At 70.9% G+C, this 25,866-nt stretch carries 27 protein-coding genes and 1 tRNA gene; 14 read left to right on the top strand and 14 right to left on the bottom strand.

Annotated features, from left to right (window positions below):
• Positions 1-135: 135 nt before the first annotated feature.
• A tRNA-Arg gene (locus QM728_RS02990) sits at positions 136-208 on the bottom strand.
• 23 nt (positions 209-231) lie between these two features.
• A complete protein-coding gene (locus QM728_RS02985; RefSeq protein ID WP_415030565.1) occupies positions 232-669 on the bottom strand; it encodes an SRPBCC family protein in 438 nt (145 codons plus the stop codon).
• Between QM728_RS02985 and QM728_RS02980 the strand changes: the two genes are divergently transcribed.
• A complete protein-coding gene (locus tag QM728_RS02980) occupies positions 668-1,246 on the top strand; it encodes a DNA-3-methyladenine glycosylase (RefSeq protein WP_415030564.1) in 579 nt (192 codons plus the stop codon). The genes QM728_RS02985 and QM728_RS02980 overlap by 2 nt on opposite strands.
• Here QM728_RS02980 and QM728_RS02975 read toward each other — a convergent pair.
• Together QM728_RS02975 and QM728_RS02970 are read right to left on the bottom strand one after the other, a co-directional pair.
• The gene (locus QM728_RS02975) at positions 1,206-3,851 is read right to left on the bottom strand and encodes an HAD-IC family P-type ATPase (protein WP_415030563.1); all 2,646 of its coding nucleotides are present in this window, start codon (positions 3,849-3,851) and stop codon (positions 1,206-1,208) included. The genes QM728_RS02980 and QM728_RS02975 overlap by 41 nt on opposite strands.
• Positions 3,848-5,005, bottom strand: a complete 1,158-nt coding sequence (locus tag QM728_RS02970) for an MBL fold metallo-hydrolase (protein ID WP_415030562.1) — start codon at positions 5,003-5,005, stop codon at positions 3,848-3,850. Before QM728_RS02970 ends, QM728_RS02975 begins: the two co-directional genes overlap by 4 nt.
• Before the next feature lie 37 nt (positions 5,006-5,042).
• On the opposite strand from QM728_RS02970, the gene QM728_RS02965 reads away from it, so the two are divergent.
• Genes QM728_RS02965 through QM728_RS02955 form a run of 3 tightly spaced genes read left to right on the top strand, consistent with a single transcriptional unit; the run spans position 5,043 to position 8,265 of the window.
• Positions 5,043-5,693: a TetR/AcrR family transcriptional regulator gene (locus QM728_RS02965; protein WP_415030561.1), complete on the top strand. Its 651-nt coding sequence runs from the start codon at positions 5,043-5,045 to the stop codon at positions 5,691-5,693.
• The gene (locus QM728_RS02960) at positions 5,651-6,952 is read left to right on the top strand and encodes an alanine racemase (protein ID WP_415030560.1); all 1,302 of its coding nucleotides are present in this window, start codon (positions 5,651-5,653) and stop codon (positions 6,950-6,952) included. Before QM728_RS02965 ends, QM728_RS02960 begins: the two co-directional genes overlap by 43 nt.
• Positions 6,949-8,265: a D-arabinono-1,4-lactone oxidase gene (locus tag QM728_RS02955; protein ID WP_415030559.1), complete on the top strand. Its 1,317-nt coding sequence runs from the start codon at positions 6,949-6,951 to the stop codon at positions 8,263-8,265. The genes QM728_RS02960 and QM728_RS02955 overlap by 4 nt, the downstream gene beginning before the upstream one ends.
• Before the next feature lie 7 nt (positions 8,266-8,272).
• Here QM728_RS02955 and QM728_RS02950 read toward each other — a convergent pair whose 3' ends face one another.
• The gene (locus tag QM728_RS02950; protein WP_415030558.1) at positions 8,273-8,728 is read right to left on the bottom strand and encodes a hypothetical protein; all 456 of its coding nucleotides are present in this window, start codon (positions 8,726-8,728) and stop codon (positions 8,273-8,275) included.
• 5 nt (positions 8,729-8,733) lie between these two features.
• The gene (locus QM728_RS02945; protein WP_415030557.1) at positions 8,734-9,465 is read right to left on the bottom strand and encodes an enoyl-CoA hydratase; all 732 of its coding nucleotides are present in this window, start codon (positions 9,463-9,465) and stop codon (positions 8,734-8,736) included.
• Between the two features lie 58 nt (positions 9,466-9,523).
• Here QM728_RS02945 and QM728_RS02940 point away from each other — a divergent pair, with 58 nt between their 5' ends.
• Positions 9,524-9,955 (top strand): hypothetical protein, encoded by a 432-nt coding sequence (locus QM728_RS02940; protein ID WP_415030556.1) that lies wholly within the window; start codon positions 9,524-9,526, stop codon positions 9,953-9,955.
• A 30-nt stretch (positions 9,956-9,985) separates the two neighbouring features.
• Here the strand turns inward: QM728_RS02940 and QM728_RS02935 are convergent, their stop codons facing one another.
• Both QM728_RS02935 and QM728_RS02930 read right to left on the bottom strand, forming a co-directional pair.
• Positions 9,986-10,354, bottom strand: coding sequence for an FKBP-type peptidyl-prolyl cis-trans isomerase (locus tag QM728_RS02935; RefSeq protein WP_415030555.1), 369 nt, complete (start codon positions 10,352-10,354; stop codon positions 9,986-9,988).
• A gap of 2 nt (positions 10,355-10,356) precedes the next feature.
• Positions 10,357-11,670 (bottom strand): citrate synthase, encoded by a 1,314-nt coding sequence (locus QM728_RS02930; protein WP_415030554.1) that lies wholly within the window; start codon positions 11,668-11,670, stop codon positions 10,357-10,359.
• Between the two features lie 123 nt (positions 11,671-11,793).
• Between QM728_RS02930 and QM728_RS02925 the strand changes: the two genes are divergently transcribed.
• The 3 genes from QM728_RS02925 to QM728_RS02915 are packed head-to-tail and all read left to right on the top strand — an operon-like array spanning position 11,794 to position 14,394.
• Positions 11,794-12,453: a 5-oxoprolinase subunit B family protein gene (locus QM728_RS02925; RefSeq protein WP_415030553.1), complete on the top strand. Its 660-nt coding sequence runs from the start codon at positions 11,794-11,796 to the stop codon at positions 12,451-12,453.
• Complete coding sequence (locus QM728_RS02920; protein WP_415030552.1) at positions 12,450-13,352, top strand: biotin-dependent carboxyltransferase family protein; 903 nt, start codon at positions 12,450-12,452, stop codon at positions 13,350-13,352. Before QM728_RS02925 ends, QM728_RS02920 begins: the two co-directional genes overlap by 4 nt.
• 22 nt (positions 13,353-13,374) lie before the next feature.
• On the top strand, positions 13,375-14,394 hold the full coding sequence (locus QM728_RS02915; RefSeq protein WP_415030551.1) for an oxygenase MpaB family protein: 1,020 nt from the start codon (positions 13,375-13,377) through the stop codon (positions 14,392-14,394).
• Positions 14,395-14,451: 57 nt separating this feature from the next.
• On the opposite strand, the gene QM728_RS02910 is transcribed toward QM728_RS02915, so the two are convergent.
• Both QM728_RS02910 and pdxH read right to left on the bottom strand, forming a co-directional pair.
• A complete protein-coding gene (locus tag QM728_RS02910; RefSeq protein ID WP_415030550.1) occupies positions 14,452-15,732 on the bottom strand; it encodes an MFS transporter in 1,281 nt (426 codons plus the stop codon).
• Positions 15,733-15,734: 2 nt separating this feature from the next.
• Positions 15,735-16,439, bottom strand: a complete 705-nt coding sequence (gene pdxH / locus QM728_RS02905) for a pyridoxamine 5'-phosphate oxidase (protein ID WP_415030549.1) — start codon at positions 16,437-16,439, stop codon at positions 15,735-15,737.
• A gap of 57 nt (positions 16,440-16,496) precedes the next feature.
• On the opposite strand from pdxH, the gene QM728_RS02900 reads away from it, so the two are divergent.
• On the top strand, positions 16,497-17,045 hold the full coding sequence (locus QM728_RS02900; RefSeq protein ID WP_415030548.1) for a hypothetical protein: 549 nt from the start codon (positions 16,497-16,499) through the stop codon (positions 17,043-17,045).
• Positions 17,042-18,259 (top strand): Na+/H+ antiporter NhaA, encoded by a 1,218-nt coding sequence (gene nhaA, locus QM728_RS02895; RefSeq protein ID WP_415030547.1) that lies wholly within the window; start codon positions 17,042-17,044, stop codon positions 18,257-18,259. The genes QM728_RS02900 and nhaA overlap by 4 nt, the downstream gene beginning before the upstream one ends.
• On the opposite strand, the gene QM728_RS02890 is transcribed toward nhaA, so the two are convergent.
• The 3 genes from QM728_RS02890 to QM728_RS02880 are packed head-to-tail and all read right to left on the bottom strand — an operon-like array spanning position 18,256 to position 21,508.
• Positions 18,256-19,887: an ABC transporter permease gene (locus tag QM728_RS02890; protein WP_415030546.1), complete on the bottom strand. Its 1,632-nt coding sequence runs from the start codon at positions 19,885-19,887 to the stop codon at positions 18,256-18,258. The two genes, nhaA and QM728_RS02890, sit on opposite strands and share 4 nt — an antisense overlap.
• A complete protein-coding gene (locus QM728_RS02885; protein WP_415030545.1) occupies positions 19,884-20,810 on the bottom strand; it encodes an ABC transporter ATP-binding protein in 927 nt (308 codons plus the stop codon). The genes QM728_RS02890 and QM728_RS02885 overlap by 4 nt, the downstream gene beginning before the upstream one ends.
• Positions 20,807-21,508, bottom strand: coding sequence for a TetR family transcriptional regulator (locus QM728_RS02880; protein WP_415030544.1), 702 nt, complete (start codon positions 21,506-21,508; stop codon positions 20,807-20,809). Before QM728_RS02880 ends, QM728_RS02885 begins: the two co-directional genes overlap by 4 nt.
• 85 nt (positions 21,509-21,593) lie before the next feature.
• Between QM728_RS02880 and QM728_RS02875 the strand changes: the two genes are divergently transcribed.
• From QM728_RS02875 to QM728_RS02860, 4 genes are all read left to right on the top strand, one after another.
• Positions 21,594-22,187 (top strand): hypothetical protein, encoded by a 594-nt coding sequence (locus tag QM728_RS02875; RefSeq protein WP_415030543.1) that lies wholly within the window; start codon positions 21,594-21,596, stop codon positions 22,185-22,187.
• A 29-nt stretch (positions 22,188-22,216) separates the two neighbouring features.
• Positions 22,217-23,353 (top strand): phosphoserine transaminase, encoded by a 1,137-nt coding sequence (gene serC, locus QM728_RS02870; protein WP_415030542.1) that lies wholly within the window; start codon positions 22,217-22,219, stop codon positions 23,351-23,353.
• A 51-nt stretch (positions 23,354-23,404) separates the two neighbouring features.
• On the top strand, positions 23,405-24,343 hold the full coding sequence (gene sepH, locus QM728_RS02865; protein WP_415030541.1) for a septation protein SepH: 939 nt from the start codon (positions 23,405-23,407) through the stop codon (positions 24,341-24,343).
• Positions 24,344-24,420: 77 nt separating this feature from the next.
• Positions 24,421-24,990, top strand: coding sequence for a hypothetical protein (locus QM728_RS02860; protein WP_415030540.1), 570 nt, complete (start codon positions 24,421-24,423; stop codon positions 24,988-24,990).
• Between the two features lie 6 nt (positions 24,991-24,996).
• Here QM728_RS02860 and QM728_RS02855 read toward each other — a convergent pair whose 3' ends face one another.
• Positions 24,997-25,863, bottom strand: coding sequence for a TrmH family RNA methyltransferase (locus QM728_RS02855; RefSeq protein WP_415030539.1), 867 nt, complete (start codon positions 25,861-25,863; stop codon positions 24,997-24,999).
• Between the last annotated feature and the right edge of the window lie 3 nt (positions 25,864-25,866).

Below are 25,866 nucleotides of genomic sequence, written 5' to 3'. Positions count from 1 at the left end.
CAGAATCGATTGCCGACGTCCACCCTAGTGCCGTCGGAGCCATTCGGGTACCCCCGGGGTGCCCGAGTCGCCGGTTTAATCCCGGGTGATCGTAAATGTGCAGGTCAGCACCCCAAAACGGGGTGTGATTTCGGGTGCTCCCGGTAGGATTCGAACCTACGACACCGGCTTTAGGAGAGCCGTGCTCTATCCCCTGAGCTACGGGAGCTGGGCCTTTCGGCACATATAGGTTTAGCCGAATACGCGCCGGAAGTTGGCCAGCGACGCATGAAGGTCCTTCTTCGTGGCCAACGCGGCGGCCTTGCCCGCCGGGCCGATCAGCGGCAACCCGCCCAGATCCACCAGGAAGGTCACCGTCGATCCGTCGCCGTTCGGCTTGATCGACAGGTCCAGCTTGGCCTTCACGCCGCCCTTGCCGTCGCCCTTGAGGCGGACCTCCTTGGGCGGGTCGTATTTCTCGACGGTCCAGTTGAACCGGACCCGCGCGCCCTTAAGCTTGATGACCGAGGAGACCTTCAGCCCCTTGGCCAGCTCGTCGGGCCCCGGGACCGGGCCGCGCCACCCGTCGTGCAGCGTCAGCCACTCGTCGTAGCGCGACAGGTCCGACGCGTGTTCCCAGGCCTCCTGGACCGACATATCGACGTCTACGGAGTCACTCACCTTCGCCATGGCAGCCAACCCTACTGTCACCCGCCTCGCCCGCGAACTGCTGGGCGCCCATCTCGTCGGGCACGGCGTGACGGCGGCCATCACCGAGGTCGAGGCCTATGACGGCGTCCACGATCCCGCCTCCCACGCCTTCACCCGGACGCCGCGTTCGGAGATCATGTACGGGCCGCCGTGGCGGCTCTACGTGTACCGCATCCACGGCCACCACTGCGCCAATGTCGTCACTGGCCCCACCGAACACGCCTCGGCCGTCCTCATCCGCGCGGGCCGCATCGTCGACGGGATCGAGATTGCCCGCGACCGGCGGCCGACCGCGCACGATGACGACGCCCTCGCCCGCGGGCCGGGCAACCTCACCCGAGCCCTCGGCATCACCATCGACGACCTGGGCGCCGACCTGCTCGACCCGGCGCCGGTGGCGCTGGACCGGCCCGGCGCCCCGGTGCCGGCGGACCGGATCAGCAGCGGGCCCCGCGTGGGCGTCCGGCTGGCCGCCGACGAGCCGTGGCGGTTCTGGCTGACCGGCGAACCGTCGGTCAGCGCGTATCGGCGACACCCTCGCGCACAGCCGCGGTAGCGGCCGACGCCGCAGCGCCCGCGGCCGGTTCGAGTGCGGCCGGGGCGGCGAGGTCATCGTCGTCGGTCACCGGCGCGTCGTCGGGGAAGAACCGCGGCAGCGTCCGGTGCACGACCTCGATGGCGACCATGCCGATCACGGCCATGATCAGCGCGACGGCGATCATCTCGTGGTTCGACGAATCCAGGTTGAAGTTGTTCTGCGGACTGATCAGCAGCTCGTGGTCCTTGCCGCGCCAGCTGTAGTGGAAGCGGGGGCCGCGGTTCATCGGCCAGGCGAAGATCACCACGTAGGCCAGTGCCGACACGGTGAGCAGGAGGATCTTCCACCAGTTGTACGGGCGCGCGACGACGACGAGCACGTAGAAGGCGGTGGCGATCAGTGCGATCAGCGTCGCGGTAGATGCCTGCACGACCTCCGGCGGCAGCGCGTCGACCTTCTCCCCCAGCTTCGGGCCGTGGCGGCCGCCGGGGTTGACGATGACGAAGGTGATGAACGCGACCAGGCCGACGATGATGCCGTTCGGCACGGCCTGGGTGAGCACGCGCTTGACGAAGCCGGTGCGCGCCCGTTCGTTGTTCGGCGCCAACGACAGCACGAACGCCGGGATGCCGATGGTGAACCACGCCGAGATGGTGACGTGGATCGGCTGGAACGGGTAGGCGAGCGAGGTGAAGCCGAAGATCTTTCCGGCGATGCCGGCCAGCCCGACCAGCAGCGCGAGCAGCACCGCGTAGACCGTCTTGGTGAGGAAGAGGTTTGCGACGCGCTCGATGTTGCCGATGACGCGCCGGCCCTCGCCGACGACGTACGGCAGGGTCGCGAACTTGTTGTCCAGGAGCACGATCTGGGCGACCGAGCGGGCCGCCGAGCTGCCCGAGCCCATCGCGACGCCGATGTCGGCGTCCTTGAGGGCGAGCACGTCGTTGACGCCGTCACCGGTCATGGCGACGGTGTTGTGCCGCGACTGCAGCGCCTTGACCATCGAGCGCTTCTGGTCGGGGCGGATGCGGCCGAACACGGTGCCGTCGGTGACGACCTCGGCCAGCTCGTCGTTGTCTTTCGGCAACTGTCGTCCGTCGACGGCGGTGTCGACCGAGCCGAGGCCGAGCGAGGCGGCCACCGCACCGACCGAGCGGGCGTTGTCGCCGGAGATCACCTTGACGCCGACGTGCTGGCGCTCGAAGTAGTCGAGGGTGTCCTTGGCGTCGGGGCGCACCCGCTGCTCGAGGACGACCAGGGCGACCGGCGTCAGGTTGTCGGTGGCGCCGGGCTGGTCGACCGCGACGGTGGTGCGGGCGAGCAGCAGCACGCGCAGGCCGGTCTCGCCGATGGCCGAGGCCTTGGCGGCCACCGCGCTCGACGGGTCCAGCAGGATGTCGGGCGCACCGATCAGCCAGTTGCCCGCGTCGGCACCCGAAGCGTCGACGAAGGACATCCCGCTCCACTTGAGCGCCGAGGAGAACGGCTGCACGGCCGAGTTCTTCCAGTTGGGCGCCTTCGGGTAGGCCTCGCCGATCGCCTCGATGCTCGCGTTGGGCCGCGGATCGTTCGCGGCGATCGCGGCGAGGACGGCGCCGATCTGCTCAGTACTCACGTCGGAGCCGTCCACGGGCTGCACCTCGTGCAGGCGCATGCCGTTCTCGGTGAGGGTGCCGGTCTTGTCGGCGCACACGATGTTGACGCGGGCGAGGCCCTCGATGGCGGGCAGCTCGTTGACGAGGCACTGGCGGCGGCCGAGGCGCACGACGCCGACCGCGAAGGCGATCGAGGTCATCAGCACCAGGCCCTCGGGGATCATCGGCACGAGCGCGGCGACCATGCCGAGGATGCCCGGCTTGATCGACTCCCAGGAGAGCGAACCGTCGCCGGCGATGAACAGCTGGTTGATGATCGTGAGGATGCCCGCGGGGATCAGCAGCCAGGTGATGACCTGCAGGATCTTGTTGATGCCGTTGCGCAGCTCGGAGTCGACGAGGGTGAACTTCGACGCCTCGGCGGCGAGCTTGGCGGCATAGGCGTCGGCGCCGACCTTCGTCGCGCGGTAGGCGCCGGAGCCGGAGACGACGAAACTGCCGGACAGGATCTCGCTGCCGGCGTCCTTGTCGACCGGGTCGGCCTCACCGGTGAGCAGCGACTCGTCCACGTCGAGCGCGGTGGACTCGACGGTCTCGCCGTCGACGACGATCTGGTCGCCCGGCCCGATCTCGATGATGTCGTCGAGGACGACCTCCTCGGGCTCGACGGCGACGGTCTTTCCGTCGCGGCGCACGGTCGGCTTGGCGCGGCCGACGATCGAGAGCTTGTCGAGGGTCCGCTTGGCGCGGATCTCCTGGATGATGCCGATGCCGCTGTTGGCGATGATGATCAGGCCGAAGAGCCCGTTCTTCAGCGAACCGGTCAGCATCACGAGGATGAACAGCACTCCGAGCATCGCGTTGATGCGGGTGAAGACGTTGTCCTTGATGATCTGGCCGACGGTGCGGCCGGTCTGGTTCGAGGACACGTTGGCCTGGCCGGCGGCGACGCGTTGCGCCACCTGCGCCGCGGTCAGTCCGCGGGCCGGGTCCACGGGGTCGGTCCGTTCGGGTGATTCGACGGTCACGCCGACTCCTTCCACCAGTCAGGCGCGATCAGGGCGGTACCGGTGCGGTGGGTGACGTCGATGTCGCCGCCCGGTTGCGGGATGACGATGTCGGCCGCCGACTGCCCGGGACGCCCCTGCGCGGCATGGGACAGCCGCGCGGCGGGCTCGCCCCACTTGTGTCGCGCGAGGTTGAAGGTACCCCAATGCAACGGCAGCAGCAGCGCCTCGGTCTCCCGGGTGAGCATCCGGTGGATGGTGAGCGCTTCCTCCGGGTTCACGTGGATATCGGCCCACAGCGGGTCGTAGGCGCCGATCGCGATCAGCGTCAGGTGGAACGGCCCGTGGGCGGCGCCGACGTCGTCGAAGGATTCGGAGAACCCGGTGTCGCCGGAGAAGAACATGCGGTGCTGCGGGCCGATGGCCGCCCAGCTGGCCCACAGGGTGTTGTTGCGCTCGAGCCCGCGGCCGGAGAAGTGCCGCGCCGGCACCGCGACGAACCGGATCCCGGCCGAGTGCACCTCGCCGTGCCAGTCGGCGAGCCGGATCCGCTCGGCGCCGATGCCCCACGCCCGCAGGTGCGCGCCGACGCCGAGCGGGCAGACGAACGTCGCGCCCGGGTGGGTCCGGGCGAGCTCGATCACGCTCGCCGTGTCGAGGTGGTCGTAGTGGTCGTGGCTGATCAGCACGACGTCGACCGGCGGCAGGTCGGCGACGCCGATCGGCGCCGCGTGCATCCGTGCGGGGCCGACGTGCTGCGACGGCGAAGCGCGGCGGGAGAAGACCGGGTCGGTGAGGATGCGCACCCCGTCGAGTTCGACCAGGGCGGTCGCGTGACCGAGCCAGGTGGCGGCCAGTGGGCGGGGCTGCGCCGCGAAGTCGGGCCGGCGCACCGGGATGCGACGACTCGGGTGGCCGACGCGCCGCACCATGTCCCCGATCGCGCCGACCGGGAGGCCGGCGGGCGGCGCCGGCGGATCGAGGTTGACGAACCGGCCGTCGACGACGTACTTCGAGGCCGATGTCTCCCTGGCGATCTCCTCGGCCGTCGCCCCGAGGGCGCGCGCCTCGGGCAGGCCGATGCCCGCCAGCCGATCGGTCGCCGCCGACACCGCGCCGAGCACCGTCGTCGATGCGCGACTGCGCAACCCGCCGCGGGCGTCCGATGTACTCATCAGACCCAATGTAGCGATTCGGTGCGGGTTAGGATCGGTGCACTTCACAAAGGGGGAGACGATGGCCCGGATGACCGTCGAGCAGCGCCGCGCTGCGCTGATCGACGCCGCGTACGAGGTCATCGCCGAGAGCGGCGTCGAAGGCGCGACCACCCGCCGCGTGTGCGCCCATGCGGAGATGCCCCTCGCCAGCTTCCACTATGCCTTTGAATCCCGGATGGCCCTGCTGGGCGCCGTGATCGAGCAGGCGGTGCCCCGCGACCTCGTGGTGATGATCGGCGAGATCCAGAACGAGGTGCCCCCGGGCGGCATGGCCGGCATGCGCCGCGAGATGACCGACACGCTGCGCAACTTGGGCGACCTGATGCTCCAGGATGCGGGCCGCCTGCAGGCGACGGCCTCGCTGGCGATCTTCGCGCACAACCACCCGGAGCTGCGCTCGGCCGGCCGGAAGATGTACTCGACGGCGACGGAGACGGTCGCACAGGCGCTGGAGGTGGCCGCGGCGAAACACGGCACCGCGTGGAGCATCGAGCCCGGCGAACTGGGCACGCTGCTGATCTCCGCCACCGACGCCATCAAGATGGCCTACCTGACCACGTCGGACGAGAAGGTTGCGCGCACCGTCGTCGACGGCGTCGTGACATGGATGATGACCTACGCCGTCGACGAACGGGCCGACGGGTGACCGACTGGCAGCAGGACCACGACGCGTACTGGGCGGCGATCGACGCGGCCGTGCGCGCCGCCCGGCTCGAGGCGCCGGTCCTGGCCATCGACGCGATCGCCCTCGAGCACAACATCGCCGACCTGCGGCGCCGCGCCGGATTGGATTCAGCGCACCGCGCTGGCGGCGTCCCGATTCGCGTGGCCTCCAAATCGTTGCGCATCCGGTCGGTGATCAGCGACATCCTGCGCCGCGACGGGTTCGCCGGGGTCCTGGCCTATTCGGTCGACGAGGCGCACTGGCTGGCGACCGCCGCGGAGGTCCCCGACGTCCTGTTAGGCTACCCGTCGGTCTCCACCGCCGCGATCGCCCGCCTGATCGCCGACGACACCGCGCGCAGCCGCGTGACCCTGCTGGTGGATGCGCCGCAGCAGCTCGACGCGATCGATGCCGCGGTCTCGCCGACGGCGCGCGAGCCGGTGCGCGTGGCCATCGACCTCGACGCCTCGTTGCGGTACGCGGGCGGACGGGTCCACCTGGGCGTGCGGCGCTCGCCGGTGCACACGGTCGCGCAGGCGCGCGACTTGGCGCGCACCATCGTCGGCCGGCGCGGCTTCGCCCTCGTCGGCGTCATGTCGTACGAGGCGCAGGTCGCCGGCGTCGCCAACGACGCGTCGGGGACGGCCCTGCGCAACCGTGCGGTCGGCGTCGTGCAGTCCCGGTCGATGGCCGAGCTGATCAAGCGCCGCGGCAAGGCGGTGCGCGCGATCCGCGAGATCGCCGACCTCGAGTTCGTCAACGCCGGCGGCACCGGCTCGATCGAGGCGACCGCGGCCGATCCGTCCGTCACCGACATCGCCGCCGGCAGCGGCTTCTTCGGCGGCCATCTCTTCGACGGTTACGCGCACTTCCGGCCCGCTCCGGCGATGGGCTTCGGGCTCGATGTCGTGCGCCGGCCCGCCCACGACATCGTGACCACCCTCGGTGGCGGGTGGATCGCCTCCGGCCCGCCGGCCGACGACCGCCTGCCGCGGCCCGTGTGGCCGCGCGGCCTCTCCTATGTGGGCACCGAGGCGGCCGGCGAGGTGCAGACCCCGCTGCGCGGCGCGGCCGCCGAGCGGATGGAGATCGGCGACCGGGTCTGGTTCCGCCACACCAAGTCCGGCGAGCCCGCCGAGCACGTCAACGAGGTGGCGATCATCGACCGCGGCGCCGACGGCGGCCCCCGCGTCATCGACGTCGTCCCGACCTATCGCGGCGAGGGGAAGGCCTTCCTGTGAGCACCGTCGAGTACCGACCCTGGAGCAATTGGGCCCACACCGAGTCGGCGAACCCGCAGATCGCGGAACCGACGACGGTCGACGAACTGCGGAACTACGTCGCCAACGCGGCGGCGCACGGCCGCCGGATCAAACCGATCGGCGCCGGGCACAGCTTCAGCGGCATCGGCGTGCCCGCCGACATCCAGCTGCGGCTGCACCACCTCCGCGGCGTCGTGGCCTCCGACGTCGAGGCCGGCCGCGTGACCCTGGCCGCCGGCACCCACCTGCACGAGATCCCGGCGCTGCTCGCCCCGCTCGGCCTGGCGATGGCCAACCTCGGCGACGTCGACCGCCAGACGATCTCCGGGGCCACGTCCACCGGTACCCACGGCACCGGCGCCCGGTTCGGCGGGATCAGCACCCAGATCGTCGGCGCGCGGATCGTCGACGGTCGCGGCGAGCTGGTGGCGGTCGGCGAGCAGGACCCCGACCTCAAGGCCGTCGCCCTCGCCCTCGGCGCACTCGGCGTGCTCGCCGACATCACCCTGCAGTGCGTTCCCGCCTTCCGACTGGAGGCCGTCGAGGCGCCCGGAAAGCTCGACGACGTGCTGGCCGGCTGGGCCGAGTCGGTCGCGGCGGTCGACCACTACGAGTTCTATTGGTTCCCGCACACCGACTGCTGCCTCACCAAGACCAACACCCGGCTGCCCGCCTCGACGCCGTCGAGCGGCCCGTCGCGCATCCGGCGGTACATCGACGACGAACTGCTGTCGAACAAGCTGTTCGGCGTGCTGTGCGGGATCGGCCGCGCCGTTCCGGCCACCGTGCCCGCGATCAACCAGTTGTCCGGCCGCGCCCTGTCGGCGCGCACGATCGTCGATTCGTCGACCGACGTCTTCGTCTCGTCGCGGGCCGTGCGCTTCCGCGAGATGGAGTACGCGATCCCGGTCGACCAAATCCCCGACGCGCTGCGCGAGATCGCCGCGATGATCGAGCGGCGCCGCTACCGCGTGAGCTTCCCGGTCGAGGTCCGCGCCGCGGCCGCCGACGACCTGCTGCTCTCGACCGCCGCCGGGCGGGAGAGCGGGTACATCGCCGTGCACCGCTACTTCAAGGACGACGCCGCGGACTCGGCGGCCTACTTCGCCGACGTCGAGGCGATCATGACCGCGCGCGGCGGGCGCCCGCACTGGGGCAAGATGCACACCCGCGACGCCGACTACCTGCGCTCGGTCTATCCGCGCTTCGACGACTTCCGCGCGGTGCGCGAGCGCTTCGACCCGGGCCGCGTCTTCGCGAACGACTACCTGGCCCGGGTGCTGGGCGACTAGTCGCGACCTACTTCTTCGCGACGGCGATCAGCAGTCCGCCGCCCGCCGCGAGCAGCGCGCCGACGAGGGCGACCCACACGCCCGGGGCGGCGTTGAAGGTCGTGCCGCCCGCGACGAAGGCCGAGTAGACCGCGCCGGCCGCCGCGACGCCGCAGGCGACGAAGGTGGCCTTGTTCCACTCGTCCGTGTAGCGGCCCATCAGTCGGGCGACGGCCACGATGATCAGCACAATGGCGCCGGCACCGGCGCCCATGGTCAGCTTGCTGGAGTCGAACTCGATCGTCGTGCCGGGGCTCGCGTGGGTGGTGCCGATGCCGCGGATCCAGCTCTCATCGTCGCCCTTGGCGACCCACCATTTCATCGAGTACGAGTACAGGGCGATGGCCGAGCCGATCAGCGCGATGATCGCGCCGATCGAAAAGCCGCGGTAGGCAACCGGTTTCGGTGTGGTCGGGGTCGTCATGTCGGTCACTTCCCGTGGTAGACGGGCAGCCGCTTCTCCCGACGGGCGGCTTTGCCCTCTTCGAGGTCTTCGCTGGTCCAGGCGGCCATCATGGCCGCGACGCGCTCGGCCGGCGGCTCGTCGCGGGCCCCGTCGCCGTTGAGGACGAGCTTGTAGTGCCGCAGCGTCAGCGGGGCCAGCGAGGCGATGGACGCCGCCCACGACTGCGCTTCGTCGAGGTCGCCGAGCCGGTTGGCGAACCCGAGTTGCTCGGCCCGCTCGGCGCCAAGGCCCTCGCAGCCGATCAAGATGCCCGCCGCGGGACCCGCACCGACGAGCGAGACGAGGCGGCGGATCGTCCACTCGTCGACGGCAACGCCGATCTTGGCGGCGGGAATCGCGATCAGGGCCCCCGGCGCCATCACGCGCAGGTCGGCGGCCATGGCCAACTGCAGGCCGGCTCCCATGGCCGGGCCGTTGAGCGCGGCGATCACCGGGATCGGGGTGGATTCGATCTGCTTGAGCGTGTCGATCAAGCGGTCGAGGAATTCGCGGTCGTACACCGGGCCGGACAGGTCGGCGCCGGCGCAGAACACCGAGCCCTGGCCGGTGAGGACGATGGCGCGCGCATCGGCGTCGACGGCCTGCCGGAAGGCGTTCGCCAGTCCGGCGACCATCTCTTCGTTGAGCGCGTTGCGCTTCTCTGGGCGAGCGAGCTCGATCGTCGTGACGGCACCGCTGGTTGAGCTGTGGATCATGGCTGCCAACCCTACCGCCGACCCCACGGGCCCACGGCGCTGGTTAGACTTTGCACCCATGCGCACGTCCATCTTGGGAATCACCGCCGCGGCCGCCCTGATCGGCGGCCTGACCACCTTGGCAAGCGCCGGCGAGGCCGATGCCAGCTGGCGCCACGTCGGCAACGGCGACAAGGTGACCTTCGAGGTCTTCTCGGACACGACGTGGGCGACGGTGTCGTACTACAACCGGAACAACCACCTGGTCCAGAAGCACTTCAACTTCCGCCAGGACGAGCGACTGCCCGACGGCCGCTACTTCCGCATTTACGCGTTCCGCAGCCGGGTGCCGCAGCAGATCGTCGCCGTGCGCATCAAGCAGGAGGGCCTGCGGGCCAGCTGCCGGCTCAGCGTCAACGGCAGGTTGAAGGCCAAGCACACCGGTTACGGCGAGCGCGCAAGCGCGACCTGCGCGGTGCGCAACGACGCACCGCCGTTCCACTTCAGCTGACCGGGAGCGGGCCAGCCGTCACGGCTCGGCTCAGCTGACGCCGAGCAGGTCGATCACGAAGACCAGGGTCTTGCCCGAGAGGCGGTGTCCGGCGCCGGCCGGGCCGTAGGCCAGGGCCGGGGGCACGACGAGGCGGCGGCGACCGCCCACCTTCATGCCGGGGATGCCCTCCTGCCAACCGGGGATCAGCCGGTTCAGCGGGAAGTCGACCGATTCACCGCGACTCCACGACGAGTCGAACTCTTCACCGCTGTCGTATTCGACGCCCACGTAGTGCACGTCCACGGTCGAGCCGGGCAGCGCCTCGGCACCGTCGCCGACGACGATGTCGGTGATCTCCAGCTCCGTCGGGGCCGGGCCCTCGGGGAACTCGACTTCGGGCTTCTCCAGATCGGCCATGGTCAGCGCTTTCCCATCTCGACGTAATCGCGTTCGGTGTATCCGGTGTAGAGCTGGCGCGGGCGACCGATCTTGGTCGTCGGGTCGTTGTGCATCTCGCGCCAGTGGGCGATCCAACCGGGCAGGCGGCCCAGGGCGAACAGCACGGTGAACATGCGGGTCGGGAAGCCCATCGCCCGGTAGATCACGCCGGTGTAGAAGTCGACGTTCGGGTAGAGGCGGCGCTCGACGAAGTAGTCGTCGTTGAGCGCGACCTCCTCCAGGCCCTTGGCGATGTCGAGCAGGTCGTCGGAGACGCCCAGCGAATCGAGGATCTGGTCGGCGGTCTTCTTCACGATGGCCGCGCGCGGGTCGTAGTTCTTGTAGACGCGGTGCCCGAAGCCCATCAGCTTCACGCCGTCTTCCTTGTTCTTGACGCGCGTCATGAACGCCTTGGTGTCACCGCCGGACGCGCGGATCTCGTCGAGCATCTCCAGCACCGCCTGGTTGGCGCCGCCGTGCAGCGGGCCCCACAGCGCATTGATGCCGCCGGAGATCGACGTGAACAGGTTGGCCTGGCTAGAGCCGACGAGGCGCACCGTCGACGTCGAGCAGTTCTGCTCGTGGTCGGCGTGCAGGATGAACAGCATGTCGAGGGCCTTGGCGACCTCGGGGTTCACCTCGTAGGGCTCGGCCGGGAAGCCGAAGGTCATGCGCAGGAAGTTCTCCACCAGGCTGTACGAGTTGTCCGGGTAGAGGAACGGCTGCCCGACCGACTTCTTGTACGCGTAGGCCGCGATCGTCGGGAGCTTGGCGAGCAGGCGGATGGTGGAGAGGTCGACCTGCTCGGGATCCTTCGGGTCCAGCGAGTCCTGGTAGTAGGCCGAGAGCGCGTTGACCGCGCTGGAGAGCACCGGCATCGGGTGGGCGTTGCGCGGGAAGCCGTCGAAGAAGCGCTTGAGGTCTTCATGCAGCAGCGTGTGGCGCTGGATCTTGTCGGTGAAGTCGGCCAGCTGCGCCGGCGTCGGGAGTTCACCGTGGATCAGCAGGTAGCTGACCTCGATGAAGGTCGACTTCTCGGCGAGCTGCTCGATCGGGATGCCCCGGTACCGCAGGATGCCGGCGTCGCCGTCGATGTAGGTGATGGCCGACTTGGTCGACGCGGTGTTGACGAATCCGCCGTCGTAGGTGGTCATCCCGGTCTGGGAGAGGAAATTGCCCAGCTGCACCGAGTCGCTTCCCTCGGTCGCCGGAAGAATCGGCAGCTCCAGCTGTCCACCGGGGTAGGTGAACGTGGCTGAGGCCGTTTCGGTCGCTGCGCTTTTTTCAGCCGACACGAGAACCCCTTTACTCAGGTGAGAGTTTCCCTAACAACCTATCGTCCCGGGGTGGTCGGCGGCGAACGCGGGTCCGGTTCGCAACCTGCCGTTAACAAGCGGCGAACCGCTAGGTTGGTCGGTATGCGGGAACGACCGGCGGGACAGGCGGCGGTGCTGCTCGATTTCACGGCGACGCCCGCGCCGCGCGCCGCGACGATGGCCGCCATTGCCGCCCTTCGCCGGGCCAGCGAATCGGGTGGATTGCCCGGCATCGTCGACCTGGTCCCGACGGCGACGACCATCCTCGTCCAGGGCACCCCGGAGACCGGGATCGACGACCTCGCGCTGCACCGGGCGCTGCGCGGCGGCGGCCAGTCGACGGACGACGACGATGCCGATGAGGTGGTCATCCCCGTGCACTACGACGGCCCCGACCTGCACGACGTCGCCCTGCACCTCGGGTGGACGCCGGGCGCCGTCGTCGCGAGCCACACCGGTATCGCGTGGCGGGTCGAGTTCATGGGCTTCGCCCCCGGCTTCGGGTATCTGGTGCCCGACGACCCGGAAGACCGCTGCCCGCCGTGCGAACTCCCCCGCCGCGACGAATCCCGTCCCCGCGTCGACGCCGGCTCGGTGGCCGTCGCCGCCGGATACTCGGCGGTCTACCCGGGCGCGAGTCCGGGCGGCTGGAACCTGCTCGGCCACACCGACTTCCCCCTGTGGGATGCCGCCGCCGACCCGCCCACGCCGCTGCGTGCCGGGACGATCGTGCGCTTCGTCGACGCCGGGGAGCCGCGGTGAGGGCGTTGGCGGTGGTCGCCGCCGGCCCGCTGACGACGATCCAGGACCTGGGCCGTCCCGGCTACGCGCACCTGGGGGTGCCCCGATCCGGCGCCGCCGACCGCGGCGCGCTGCGCCTGGCCAACCGACTCGTCGGCAATCCGGAGGGACTGGCGGCGATCGAGGCGACTGTCGGCGGCGTGACGCTGCGCGCCGAGGGGCCCGTCGTCGTCGCGCTGACCGGTGCGCCGGCCCAGCTGCACGTCGACGACCGCCCCGTCGGACCGGGCGCGACGGTGCGGGTCCGCGCCGGACAGGTGCTGCGCCTGGATCCGCCGAGCAGTGGCGTCCGCAGCTATTTGGCGGTGCGCGGCGGCCTCGCCGTCGACCCCGTGCTGGGCTCGCGCGCGACCGACACCCTCTCCGGGCTGGGCCCGGCGCCGCTGTGGGAGGGCGACGTGCTGCGCGTGGGCGACGGCGCGCTGGCGTGGCCGGCCGTCCAGTCCGCCGTCGTGCGCCGGCCCGACGAAGGTGTCGTCGTGCTGCTCGCCGACGACGGTCCGCGCGCCGACCGCCTGGTCGATCCCGATGCGCTGTTCACCGGGTCGTGGCGGGTGAACCCGGTCGGCAACCGCGTGGGGATCCGCCTCGACCGCCTCGACGGCCCGCCGCTCGAGCTCGTCGCGGGGCAGGGCGAGCTGCCGTCGGAGGGCATCGCGCACGGGTCGATCCAGGTGCCGCCAAGCGGACAGCCGGTGGTGTTCGGCCCCGACCACCCGGTCACCGGCGGCTATCCGGTGGTGGCGGTGCTGGCCGACGAGTCGCTCGACCGGGCCGGACAACTGGCCCCCGGCGCCGCGGTGCGCATCCGTCGGCCCGCGGCCTTCGAGCCGGATGTCGCCGCATTGACTCACCGGTGAGACGGATTTAGACTTTCGTCTCATGACCGAGGTTCTCGAGCCAGCCCACTCCGCCGCCGCGGACACCGACCAGCCTCGTGACCTGCCGCCGCTCGGGCCCGGGTCGGCGACGTACCGCTTCTTCGGCGACTGGCGCGGCCTGCTCATGGGCCTGTGGTCGGGCTCGATGCAGAACATGCACCCCAAACTCGCCGCCGGCGTCTGGGAGCACTCGGACTTCTTCGGTGAGCGCTGGGAGCGACTGCTGCGCTCGGTCTATCCGATCGGCGGCGTCGTCTTCGATCCCGCTCCGGAGAAGACCGCCCACGAAGTCCGCGATTACCACCTGACCATCAAGGGCCAGATGGACGACGGCGGCCGCTACCACGCGCTCGATCCGGATGTCTTCTACTGGGCGCACGCCACGTTCTGGTACGGCAACATCCGCTGCGCCGAAGCCTTCGGCCCGAAGATCACCGAGGCCGAGAAGCGCCAGCTGTTCGAAGAATCGCGCACCTGGTACGCCCGCTATGGCGTGTCCATGCGTCCGGTGCCCGACACCTACGAGGAGTTCCTCGACTACTGGGACCACATGTGCCGCTACGTCCTGCGCGACCACGCCGCCGTGCGCACGGTCCTGGACATCACCCAGTTGCCCCCGCCGCCCTTCATGCCGTCGTGGACGCCGCGCTGGCTCTGGAAGCGGATGGCCGCCAGCGGGAACAAGACCTTCCTGTGGCTCACCACCGGTCTCTACGACGAACCGATCCGCGAGATGATGGGCCTGACCTGGTCCGCGCGCGACGAGAAGCTGTTCCGCCTCTTCGGGAAAACAGTGGCCACCGTGATGCGCCTGGTCCCCGCGCGCTACCGCCGCCACCCGCGTGCCCGGGACGCCGACGACCGACACGCCGGCCGCGTCCCCGCCGACGCCCCGATCCTGGAGACCCCGGCCCGCAACCTGCCGTCGGGCGCCGAGCGCGACAACCCGATCCACTACTGCCCCGTGCACGCCGCGCGGCGCGCCAACCTGCCGTGGCAGTCGAACGAGGTCGACGACTAACGCCGAGTGGGCGGTCAACCAGCGCCGAGTGGGCGGTAAATTCCGCCGAGTGGGCGGTCAGACCTCTTCAATCGCGGGACTGACGCGGTAGCGCACGAACACCGGGACGGCGATAGCCGCAACGACCGTCAGCACGACGACCGCCAGCCCGCCCCCGGCCGTCGCCACCGCGGTTCCCGCCGCTGCCGCCACCCAGCCGTGCCCGACGTCGGCGAGGCGCGGACCACCGGCAACGACCACCGTGAAGATGCCCTGCAACCGGCCGCGCACCGCGTCGTCGGCCGCCGACTGCAGCATCGTCATGCGGAACGCCGACGACACCATGTCGGCCGCGCCGCCGACCACCAGCGCGACCACGACGATCGGCAGCACCGGGAACCAGTCGCCGTCGGCGAAGAACAGTCCAGCGCCGGCGACGGCCACCGCCAGCCCCCAGATCACCACGCAGATGACGACCGCCAGCCCCTGCCGGCTGATCCGGGACACCCACCCGGAGAACACGCCGCCGATAACCGCGCCCAACGGTATGGCCGCGAACAGCAGCGCGACCTGCCAGCCGCCGTCGGTCCGACCGCCGAAGTTCTCGTGTGCCATCTGTGGGAACAGGATGCGCGGCATGCCGAAGACCATCGCGATCAGGTCGACGAGGAACGAAATCAGCAGCGCGGGCTGGCCGCGCAGATAGCCGAGCCCGTCGATGATCGACCGCAGCCCGACACCGGGACGAGGACCGTCGGTCTGCTCGGGGCGCAACGACGGCAGCCGCCACACCGCCCACAGCGTGGTGAGCAGCGACAGCCCGTCGAACAGGTACAGCATCGAGTAGCCGAGCACCGGGACCAGCAGCCCGCCGAGCAGCGGTCCGACGATGGCGCCGGCCTGCATCACGGTCATGTTCAGCGAGTTCGCTGCGGGAAGCTGCGCCAGCGGCAGGATGCGCGGGAGCACGGCGCTGCGCGTCGGCTGGTTGACGGCGAAGAACGCCTGCTGCACCGAGAACAGCGCCAGCAGCAGCCACACGTTGTTCAACCCGGCGGCCGCCTGCGCGAAGAACAGGAAAGCCGTGGCGATGAGACCGATAGTCGTGACGAGCAGGATCTTGCGGCGATCGAAGACGTCGGCCAGCGCGCCGCCCCACAGGCCGAAGCCGACGAGCGGGACCAGCCCGAACAGCCCGGTCAGCCCCACGTACGCGGAGTTCTCGGTGATCGAGTAGATCTGCATCGGCACCGCGACGACCGTGAGTTGGGCACCGATGACCGTGACGATGTTCGCGATCCACAGGTGGCGGAAATCGTCGTTGGCCAGGGGCCGGGTGTCGGCGAGGATGCGGGGCACGGTTACGGCTGCAACCGTTCGACGTCCCAGCCGGAGTCCGAACGCACGGCCCGCACCCGGTTGTGCAGCCGGTCGGCGCGGCCCTGCCAGAACTCGGCGTAGTCGACGTCGACGAGGTAGCCGCCCCAGTGCGGCGGGACCGGGATCTGCTCGGTGCCGTCGACGCCGCCGAAGCGCTCAGCGGTCGCGGCGGCCGCCGCCTCCAACGCGGCCCGGTCGGCGATCGGCTGCGACTGCGCCGACGCGTACGCGGAGATCTGCGAGCCCCGCGGTCGCGAGTCCCAATAGGCCCGGGTCGCGGCCGGATCGACCTTGGTCACGGCCCCGCGGAAGTGCACCTGGCGCTCCAGCGCGATCCACGGGAACGTCAGCGACGCGACCGGGTGCGCGGCCAGCGCGAGCCCCTTGGCGGACTCGTAGCCGGTGAAGAATCTGATGCCCGACGCGTCGTAGCCCTTGCACAGGACGGTGCGCGTCGTCGGGCGGCCGTCCGGCGCGACGGTGCCGACGACCATCGCGTTCGGCTCCGGGATCCGCGCGGCCACGGCTTCGTGCAGCCACGTGCCGAACAGCTCGAGCCAGGGCGGATCGCCGGTCAGCCACGCGGCATCGAGGTGGGCGGCGACGCCGTCGGCGCCGGTCGTGTCCGCGCTGCCGTAACCGACGCGCATGGCGGCGACGTCGAGCGGCTCCCGGGGCGAGTCCATGGCCGCCAAGTTACTCCCCGCCCCCAGGTCGGATCTGATCAGCCGTACGCTGCAGAGGTGCCCGTCACGCTGGACTGGATCCCCCTCGGTGCGGGCGGCCGGGTGGTTGCACGCTGCGGTCGCGTCTACGAGGCGCTCACGGCTCGACGCAGCCACCGGTCGACCCGGCAATTGGTCCACGCGGCGCTCAACATCGACGTCGATGGGCACCGGTATGTGATCGAGCAGGCACCCGCATGGGGCGTCCCGACCGGCGAGCGCGGTGTCGTCGCCACGGGCCCGGTGGGTTTCGCCCCACTAGAGCCGATCCCCCTCTTCCGGTACGAAGTGCGTTGCTGGCAGGACGGAACCATCCCCGATCTCGGCTACGCCATCGAGCAGCGAACCATCAGCGACGACCCGGCGATCGCTCGACGGGTACTCGCCGCGGCACGAAGGGTGCCGACCCACACCTGGGGCCGCCGGGCCCCTGGCACCTCGGAGATGTGGAACTCCAACGCCGTCGTCGCCTGGGTGCTGACCAGCGCAGGGCTTCGGGTAGCCGACGATCTTGTCCCCGACGGTTGCCGCGCGCCCGGCTGGGCCGCGGGAATCGAGGCGGCATGAACCGCGCCTTCGCCGCCGCTCCCCGCCGCGTCGCGACGATCCTCCGCAAGGAGACCGTCGGCGGCTTCCTGCTCGTCGGCGCCGCCGTCATCGCCCTGGTCGTCGCCAACAGTCCGCTGCGCACGTCCTACGAGAAGCTGCGCGACACCGTCGTCGGCTATGCGCCCTGGCACTTGGACCTGACCGTCGGGCAGTGGGCGTCCGACGGCCTGCTCGCCGTCTTCTTCTTCCTCGTGGGACTCGAACTCAAACGCGAGGTCGTCGACGGAGAGTTGCGTGCGCCGCGCACCGCGGTGATCCCCGTGCTGGCGGCCGTCGGCGGCGTAGCCGTACCGGCGCTGATCTACCTGGCGGTCAACCGCGGCGGGCAAAACGCCCACGGCTGGGCGATCCCGACCGCCACCGACATCGCCTTCGCGGTCGCCGTGCTCGCCGTTGTCGGCTCCCGCCTCCCCGCGTCCCTGAGGCTGTTCCTGCTGACCCTCGCCGTGGTCGACGACCTGATCGCCATCGTCATCATCGCCGTCGTCTACACCGAACACTTGGCCTGGACTCCCCTGCTGTTGGCCCTGCTGCCCATCGCCGTGTTCGCGTTCCTCACCCATCGGTGGGCGAACTGGTTCGCCCGCAACGCGATCGCGGCGTGGGTCTTCCTGCTGCCGCTCGGGGTCGCGGCGTGGGCACTCGTGCACGCGTCCGGGATTCACGCGACGATCGCCGGCGTCCTCCTCGGGTTCGCGACACCGGTGTTCCGCGGCAGCGACCACGGGCCGGGCGACGACGGCCTGGCCGGCCAGTTCGAACACCGCTTCCGGCCGCTGTCGGCGGGATTCGCGGTCCCGGTGTTCGCCTTCTTCTCGGCCGGCGTCGCGCTGGGCGGTTCCGGCCCGCTGTCACAGACGTTCACCGATCCGGTGGTGATCGGCATCGCGGCCGGCCTGCTCCTCGGCAAACCGATCGGCATCTTCGGCACCACGTGGCTGACCGTGCGGTTCACCCGCGCGCGCCTGGGCCCGGGCGTCCGGTGGGTCGACGTGTTCGGCGTCTCCGTGCTCGCCGGCATCGGGTTCACCGTGTCACTGCTGGTCGCCGAGCTGACCTTCCGCGCCGATGCCGCCGGCCTCGACCACGCGAAGATCGCGATCCTCGCCGCGTCGACGACTGCCGCGCTACTCGCCGGCACCCTCCTCGCGGCGCGCAACCGCCGCCACTAGGCCCCCTCGATCGGGCGACGGGTGAACCGCCACCATGCGACGGCGGCCAGCAACGCCGCCAGGGCGAGCAGGATCACCACGGGCGGCCACGACATCGGTGCCGACGGCACGGTGGGCAGGTGGGTGAACGGGGACAGGCTGCGCACCCACGACGGCAGGCCGAACAGTTCGCCCATCGGCCCCAGCAGGAAGGCGCCCACCACGAGCGTCCAGCCGGCGCCGACGGTCAGTCGCGGGACGGCGCCGTAAACCGCCGCCACCGCCATGCCGAGGACCAGCGCCGCCGGGATCTGCACCGCCGCGCCCCGCACCGCCCCGGACAGCATCGTCGCCCATTCGCCGGTCACCGCCCCCGCGCCTAGGCCGGCGAGCAGCCCGGCGACCAACAGCAGCACGGTGATGCCGACCGCGATCAGGACCAGTTGGGCCACGATGTAGCGCGACCGGGACACCGGCGTCGCGAGGAGCACTTCGGTGCGGCCCTGGGCCTCGTCGGCGCGGACCCGCGTCAGGGCGGTGACCGCCCACGCAGCCGCCGCGAAGCCGAGGTAGGTCATGATCACGGCGAGGAACACCTTGGACAGTTCGCCCGGGCCGCCCAGTTTGTGCAGGTAGTCGAGCATCTGCGGGTTGTCCGACGTGAGCGAGGATGCCGCGTTCACCAGCACGCCGACGAGGACCGCGAAGACGCCGATGCCCAGCAACCAGCCGAGGAACGAGCCCCGGTTGAGCCGCCCGGTGAGGCCCGACATCGAGCCGATCGACGACGACGGGGGTCCGGGCCGGGGCGCGACGAGACCGCCATCGAGGTCGCGGCGCCCGGTCACCCACGTCGCCGCGATGACGCAGATGCCGAACGCGGCGAGGCCGAGCAGCGCCGGCCGCCAGTCGCCCGCCCCGAACGGGTCCATCCGCTCGGCCCAGCCGACCGGGTTGGTCCAGTGCAACCACCTGACGCCGGTGGCGTCGCCGATACCGCGCACGACGTACCCGCCGAGGACCGCCGAAACGGCCAGCAGGTTCGCCAGTCGTGCGGTCGTCGCCACCTGGGCGGTGAGCGCCGCCAACCCGGCGGCGGCCAGCGCCGTGCAGGTGTACTGCGCCCCCACGAGAGCCGCCTGGCCGCCGGTGGCGCCCGCCGACGACATCAAACCCGCCATCGCGAGGCCGACGACTAGGGCAAAGACCGCCGCCACCAGGATGGCCGCGGTCATCGGTGCCAAACGCCCGGTGCGGGCAGCGCGGACCAGCTCGACCCGGCCGAGTTCCTCCTCCTTGCGGGTCAACCGCGTGACCAGCAGGACCGTGCACACGGCGGTCGCGGCGATCATGAACAGTCCGGCGCGCCACGAGGCGATGGCGGCCGTGGACTGCAAGTGCTCGAGCGGTCCGAGCAGCAGTTTGAACGCGGAGTTGGCGGCTGCGCCCGCCGCGAGCGTCGCCCGCTCCTGCGGGGTCCCGTACAGGGTCTTGATCGACGACACGGTGGCTGCGTTGGTGAGGACCAGCACGACGATGGTGACCGGGGTGATGATCCGTTCGCGGCGCAGGTCCAGCCGGGCGAGCAGCCCGGTCGACGCGAAGAGCTCGCCGCCCGCGGGCCGGGCGAGGACCGGTGCGGTGGTCATCGGGCCGCCCCGCCGGCTGGCTCGTCGTCGTAGGCGTGCAGGAACAGCTCCTCCAGGCTCGGCGGCTCGACGAGCAGTCGGCTCACCGACAACTTGCCGAGGGCCGTCGTGACGGCGTCGAGAGCCCCCTCGGCGACGGTGAACGACACCTCGGTACCGCCGTCGACGGCGGTCGTCGCCAGGTCGTGCACCCCGTCGATCGCCCCCAGGGCGGCGGCATCGGCGGCACCGGCGACCGTCGCACGGACCCGCGAGCGCCGCAGATGGCGCAACTCGGCGAGCGTGCCGGCCTGCACGGTCCGACCCGCGCGGATGATGGTCACCGATTCACACAGCTCCTCGACCTCGCCGAGGATGTGGCTCGACATCAGCACGGCCGAGCCGCGCCCGGCGGCCTCGTGCACGCAGTCCTGGAAGCGGCGCGCCATCAGCGGATCCAGGCCCGAGGTCGGCTCGTCGAGGATCAGCAGTTCGGCGTCGGCGGCGAAGGCGGCGATCAGGGCGACCTTCTGCCGGTTGCCCTTGGAGTAGGTGCCGCTGCGCTTGGTGGGATCGAGTTCGAAGTGCTCGGTGAGCTCGCCCTTGCGACTGTCTGCCGGGTCGACCCCGCGCAGGCGCAGCAGCACGTCGATGCACTCGCCGCCGGTCAGTTGCGGCCACAGGCTGACGTCGCCGGGCACGTACGCCAGTCGGGAATGGATGGCGACCGCATCGGCGAACGGGTCGGCGCCGAAGACGCGTGCCGTCCCCGCATCGCGGCGGTACATGCCGAGCAGGACCCGGATCGTCGTCGACTTTCCCGCGCCGTTGGGGCCGAGGAAGCCGGCCACCTCCCCGCCCCGCACGGTCAGGTCGAGCCCGTCGAGCGCCCGCACCGAGCCGAAGGTCTTGACCAGGTCGCGGACTTCGATGACGTTTGTCATGCGGTTCCTCCTTGTAGTGGTTCTGAGTCGTCGGGCACCGAGGACCCGGCCGTGCGGCGGTGCTCGATCACGCTGTCCATCACGGCGGGGTCGAGGCCGAGACCGTGCACCGCGTACTCGACGCCGGGCACGGCGACCCGGTCGACGTAGCCGCGAAGGATTGCAACCGAATCCGACCAGTCCTCGGGCGGGTGCAGCACGGTGTCCATCACCAACGCGCCCATCGAGATGTAGGCGAGATAGCGCGCACGGCCCGCTTCATCGATCGATGGCCGGAACCGCCCCGCGGCCACGCCCTCGCGCATGCTCTTCTCGGTCTGCGCGATGGTGCGCGCCAGGAATGTCCGCCCGACCTCTCCCCCCTCCGCGACCGCACGGAGCAGGTAGAGGATCTGGGTCTGGCTGTGCTCGTCGTCGGCCAGCGCCGCCAGGTAGGAGTCGTAGTCGGCGCCGGTGTCGGTGCCGATCATCTCGCTCTTCTCATCGCCGATCGCGATCAGTACGGCCTCGTCACATTCGGCGCGCAGTCCCGCCTTGGACTCGAAGTGGTGGATGACCAGGCCCGGGCTGACCCCCGCGGCGTCGGCGATGGCCCGCACGGTGGTACCGAAGCCGTGCCGGGCGAATAGCTCGATCGCGGCCGCGCGCACTCGTGCGCGAGTCGTCCGATCGTCCGAGGAATCCCGTATTGAACTCATGTTCAGTCTATTGAACGCCCGTTCAGTCGTTTGGTCAACGCAGGAGGCGACACCGTTGTCCCAGCGGTCGATTAGGGTTGGCGTCATGACGGATCCGAACGTGCCGCAGAACCCGCAAGACCCCAATCAGCCGCCGGCCTACCCGCCGCCCACCTACCCGCAGCAGCCCGCGGCCCAGCCGGGCTACGGCTACACCGACCCCGCTTACGGACAGCCCTACCCGAATGCCTCGGCTCCCGGCTACGGCTATGCGGCTCCGGTGACCTCGCGCCCGACGCCGGTCACCGCCGCGGCCATCGTCCTGCTCGCGTGGGGCGCGCTGCTCGTCCTCGGCAGTCTCGGCAACCTGGCCAACAAGGGTCTTGCCACCGGCGACGGTGCGGAGACCGCGGGTCGCACGCTCGGACTCCTGCTGGGCCTGGCCCTCGCCATCGGCTGCATCGTCGGCGGCATCCAGCTCCTCACCAAGCGCACCACCGGCGCACGCACCCTCGCGACCGTTGTCGCCGCTCTCTCGATCCTCACCTGCCTCGGCGTGATCGTGACCGTCGCGGTGCCGATCCTGCTCTTCACGCCGGAATCGTCGAAGGCATGGTTCACCCCGGGCCAGGTCGGCTTGCCCGGGCAGTACCCGCCCAATCCGTACCCGCCGAACCAGTACCCGCCCGCCAAGTACTGAGCCGGGCGCGCCCACTAGGATCGGTGGGCATGACCGACTCCGCGCAGATCACCATCCCCGCCGACCTGCTCCCGAAGGACGGCCGCTTCGGCTGCGGCCCGTCGAAGGTGCGCCCCGAGCAGCTCCAATCGCTGGTGGACACCGGCGCGTCGGTCTTCGGCACCAGCCACCGGCAGGCCCCGGTGAAGAACGTCGTCGGCTCGATCCGGGCCGGCCTGCGCGACCTCTTCTCGCTGCCCGACGGTTACGAGGTCATCCTCTCCAACGGCGGCACCACCGCCTTCTGGGACGCCGCCGCGTTCGGCCTGGTGCGCAAGCAGGCGCTGAACCTGACCTACGGCGAGTTCTCGTCGAAGTTCGCCACCGTCACCAAGAAGGCACCCTGGCTCGACGACCCGAAGGTCGTCTCGACCGATCCGGGAACCGCGCCGGACCCCGCCGCCATCACCGCCGACGACGCCGCCGGCGTCGACGTGATCGGGTGGGCGCAGAACGAGACCTCCACCGGTGTCGCCGTGCCGGTGCTGCGCCCCGCGAACGCCGGCGACGCCCTGGTGGCCATCGACGCCACCTCGGGCGCGGGCGGCCTGCCCGTCGACGTGTCGACCACCGACGCCTACTACTTCGCCCCGCAGAAGTGCTTCGCCTCCGACGGCGGCCTCTGGGTGGCCCTGATGAGCCCGGCGGCCCTCGAGCGCGTCGCCGAGATCGCGGCCACCGACCGCTACATCCCCGAGTTCCTCTCGCTGGCGACCGCGGTCGACAACAGCGGCAAGGACCAGACGTACAACACGCCTGCCGTCGGGTCGCTGCTGCTCTTCGCGAACCAGATCGAGTGGATGAACTCGGGTGGCGGGTTGGACTGGTGCGTCTCCCGCACCGCCGACTCCAGCTCACGGCTGTACTCGTGGGCCGAGAAGACCTCGTACACGTCACCGTTCGCCGATGCCGCGCACCGCAGCCAGGTGGTCGGCACCATCGACTTCGACGACTCGGTCGACGCCGCCGCGGTGGCCAAGGCGCTGCGTGCCAACGGCGTCGTCGACACCGAGCCGTACCGCAAGCTCGGCCGCAACCAGCTGCGCATCGGCATGTTCCCGGCGATCGATCCCGACGATGTCTCGGCGCTGACCGCCTGCATCGAGTACGTGGTCGAACGCCTCTAACCGCGAGTCCGACCTCCCAGCCGCGGGCTTTGCACTAACCTGGGGCACACGATGTCAGCCGAGGAGAAGCAGATGCGGGAGCTGCGCGTCACCAGCGTCGACGCGGACGCCAGCTATGTCATCTGCGTGGACACCGAGACCGGCGACAAGTTCAAGATCCCGGCCGACGACCGGCTGCGCGCCGCGGCGCGCGGCGACGTCACCCGCCTGGGCCAGATCCAGATCGAGATGGAATCGGCGCTGCGCCCCCGCGACATCCAGGCGCGCATCCGCTCCGGCGCCACCGTCGAGGAGGTCGCCGCCGAGGCCGGCACCACCGCTGACCGCGTCATGCGGTTCGCCCACCCGGTGCTGCTCGAACGCGAGCGCGCCGCCGACCTGATCCGCGAATCGCACCCGATGGGCGAGGACGGTCCCGCGCTCGCCACCCTCGACGAGGTCGTCACCGCGGGTCTGCGCGCCCGAGGCGTCAACCCCGACGTCGCCGTGTGGGACGCCTGGAAGGCCGACGACGGCAACTGGGTCGGCCAGGTCAGCTGGACCGCCGGCCACACCGAGAACCACGCGCACTGGCGCTTCCAGCCGGGCGCGCAGGGCGGCACCGCCGACGCCCTGGACAATCCGGCCTACGAAATGCAGCACCCCGAAGCGGGGGCGCGCCACCAGTTGCAGCCGGTCGCCGATCCCGTCGAAGCCGTGACGGTCCCGGCCGAGGAGGCCGTCGGACGTCACCCGGCCGAGCCCGAGGCCGGCGGCAAGCACGCGCGCACCGATCCGGTGCCCGCACCGGCGCCTCGCAAGCGGGCCGCCCCCAAGCGCAAGCCGTCGGCCAATCGCACTCCGCAGCCGCCGCCCGCGCCGCCGGAGCAGGCGGTCGGCGAGCCGACCGAGGAGACCGCGCCGAAGCGGGCGCGCAAGCAGCGCGCCAAGCCCGAGGTCCCCGGCTGGGAGGAAGTCCTCCTCGGCGTGCGCAGCACCCCCAACCAGTAGGTCGCAGGAGCGTCGGGGTCGGCGAAACACACGACTCGGGGAGCTCGCCCGGGCATCCGGGGCTAGAGTCGGTCGCCATGAGCGCACCGCAGAATCCGCCGGGCCCCGGAGCCTTCCCGCCGCCGTACGGCGGGCAGCCGCCGTACGTCCAGCCGCACCAGGGCCAGCCGCAGTACGGCCAGCCGTCGTACCCGGTTCAACCCGCCCCGCCGGGACCGCCGGTCGGGCAGCCCTACGGCCAGCCGCAGTACGCGTCCATGCCCCAGGGCCTGGTGTTGACCACGAAGTACTTCCCCCTTGCGTGGATCCTGGCCTTCCTCAAGCCGAAGGTGGCCATCAACGGCCAGCTGATTCCCGCGCAGTGGGGCGCCAACAGCATCCCGCTGCCGCCCGGCCAGCACCACGTGCACGTCCACGTGCCGTACTTCCTGCCCAGCAGACTGGGCCCGGCCGACCTGATGGTGAACATCGCCCCGCAGCAGACGGTGCCGCTAGAGTACCGCGCCCCGATGTGGGCGTTCAGCCCCGGCTCGATGGGCGCGGCGCCGCAGTCCTACAACGGCGTCGGGCTGACCATCGCCATGATGATCGTCCCGTTCGCGCTGCTGTTCCTCATGCTGCTGCTGATGGTGGCCACGACCGCCTGACCGCGCTCAGTCGCGTCGGCGCGCCAGCTCGTAGAAGGCGATCGCCGCGGCCGTCGCCACGTTGAGCGAATCGGTCCCCCGGCTCATCGGGATGCGTGCGCGGACGTGGCTCGCGCGCATCGCCGCCGCGGTCAGTCCGGGGCCCTCGGCGCCGACGAGGAAGGCCACCTTCGCCGCGTCGGCCACCGCGTCGGCCAGCAGCGGCATCGCGGGGTCGGGCGTCAACGACACCGTCGTGAAGCCCTCCCGCGCGAGCAGGTCCAGCTCGCCCGGCCAGTCGGGCAGTTTCGCGAACGGCACCAGCAGGGCGTGGCCCATCGAGACGCGGACGCACCGGCGGTAGAGCGGGTCGGCGCAGCCGGTGCCGAACAGCACGGCGTCCACGCCGAGTCCGGCGGCGTTGCGGAAGATCGACCCGATGTTCTCGTGGTCGTTGACGCCTTCCAGGACCGCCAGCACCGACGCGTCCTCGACGGCCTGTCGCGGCGTCAGCTCGGCCGGACGTCGGGCGACGCCGAGCACGCCCCGGTTGAGGTGGAAGCCCACGACGTCGGCCATCACCTCGGCGCTCGCCCGGAAGAACGGGACCGCCCCCGGATCGTCGGTGACGACCAACGTCGACGACAGCTCGCCCAGCCGGCGGTCCACGCCCAGGAAGGCGTGCGGGGCGAACCGCGAGGCGACCATCCGCTCGACCACCAATACGCCCTCGGCGATGACGAGCCCCTTGCCGACGCGACCGCCGGGCAGCACGGGCAGGTCCGGGCGGCGGTCCACCGAGTTCAGCTCGCGGAAGTCGTCGACCCGCTCGTCGGCGGGGTCGTCGATGTCGACGACCCGGACGGGGAGCACGGGCGAAGCTGCGGACACCACCGA

It is taken from the genome of Gordonia sp. (in: high G+C Gram-positive bacteria) (assembly GCF_047602025.1).
In the GTDB taxonomy this organism is placed as follows: domain Bacteria; phylum Actinomycetota; class Actinomycetes; order Mycobacteriales; family Mycobacteriaceae; genus Gordonia.
The sequence above is the reverse complement of the archived record's forward strand: the minus strand, read 5'-3'. Positions and strand labels throughout refer to the sequence as shown.

What these genes read in the sequence shown, in the direction of transcription:
- pdxH (WP_415030549.1), bottom strand. Translation starts at nt 16,439, where the DNA reads ATGGACTCGCCCCGGGAGCCGCTCGACGTCGCCGCCATGCGCGTCGGT.
- QM728_RS02980 (WP_415030564.1), top strand. Translation starts at nt 668, where the DNA reads ATGGCAGCCAACCCTACTGTCACCCGCCTCGCCCGCGAACTGCTGGGC.
- QM728_RS02890 (WP_415030546.1), bottom strand. Translation starts at nt 19,887, where the DNA reads ATGACCACCGCACCGGTCCTCGCCCGGCCCGCGGGCGGCGAGCTCTTC.
- nhaA (WP_415030547.1), top strand. Translation starts at nt 17,042, where the DNA reads ATGAACCGCGCCTTCGCCGCCGCTCCCCGCCGCGTCGCGACGATCCTC.
- QM728_RS02985 (WP_415030565.1), bottom strand. Translation starts at nt 669, where the DNA reads ATGGCGAAGGTGAGTGACTCCGTAGACGTCGATATGTCGGTCCAGGAG.
- QM728_RS02915 (WP_415030551.1), top strand. Translation starts at nt 13,375, where the DNA reads ATGACCGAGGTTCTCGAGCCAGCCCACTCCGCCGCCGCGGACACCGAC.
- QM728_RS02860 (WP_415030540.1), top strand. Translation starts at nt 24,421, where the DNA reads ATGAGCGCACCGCAGAATCCGCCGGGCCCCGGAGCCTTCCCGCCGCCG.
- serC (WP_415030542.1), top strand. Translation starts at nt 22,217, where the DNA reads ATGACCGACTCCGCGCAGATCACCATCCCCGCCGACCTGCTCCCGAAG.
- sepH (WP_415030541.1), top strand. Translation starts at nt 23,405, where the DNA reads ATGTCAGCCGAGGAGAAGCAGATGCGGGAGCTGCGCGTCACCAGCGTC.
- QM728_RS02940 (WP_415030556.1), top strand. Translation starts at nt 9,524, where the DNA reads ATGCGCACGTCCATCTTGGGAATCACCGCCGCGGCCGCCCTGATCGGC.
- QM728_RS02960 (WP_415030560.1), top strand. Translation starts at nt 5,651, where the DNA reads ATGGATGATGACCTACGCCGTCGACGAACGGGCCGACGGGTGACCGAC.
- QM728_RS02925 (WP_415030553.1), top strand. Translation starts at nt 11,794, where the DNA reads ATGCGGGAACGACCGGCGGGACAGGCGGCGGTGCTGCTCGATTTCACG.
- QM728_RS02950 (WP_415030558.1), bottom strand. Translation starts at nt 8,728, where the DNA reads ATGACGACCCCGACCACACCGAAACCGGTTGCCTACCGCGGCTTTTCG.
- QM728_RS02875 (WP_415030543.1), top strand. Translation starts at nt 21,594, where the DNA reads ATGACGGATCCGAACGTGCCGCAGAACCCGCAAGACCCCAATCAGCCG.
- QM728_RS02880 (WP_415030544.1), bottom strand. Translation starts at nt 21,508, where the DNA reads ATGAGTTCAATACGGGATTCCTCGGACGATCGGACGACTCGCGCACGA.
- QM728_RS02885 (WP_415030545.1), bottom strand. Translation starts at nt 20,810, where the DNA reads ATGACAAACGTCATCGAAGTCCGCGACCTGGTCAAGACCTTCGGCTCG.
- QM728_RS02945 (WP_415030557.1), bottom strand. Translation starts at nt 9,465, where the DNA reads ATGATCCACAGCTCAACCAGCGGTGCCGTCACGACGATCGAGCTCGCT.
- QM728_RS02935 (WP_415030555.1), bottom strand. Translation starts at nt 10,354, where the DNA reads ATGGCCGATCTGGAGAAGCCCGAAGTCGAGTTCCCCGAGGGCCCGGCC.
- QM728_RS02970 (WP_415030562.1), bottom strand. Translation starts at nt 5,005, where the DNA reads ATGAGTACATCGGACGCCCGCGGCGGGTTGCGCAGTCGCGCATCGACG.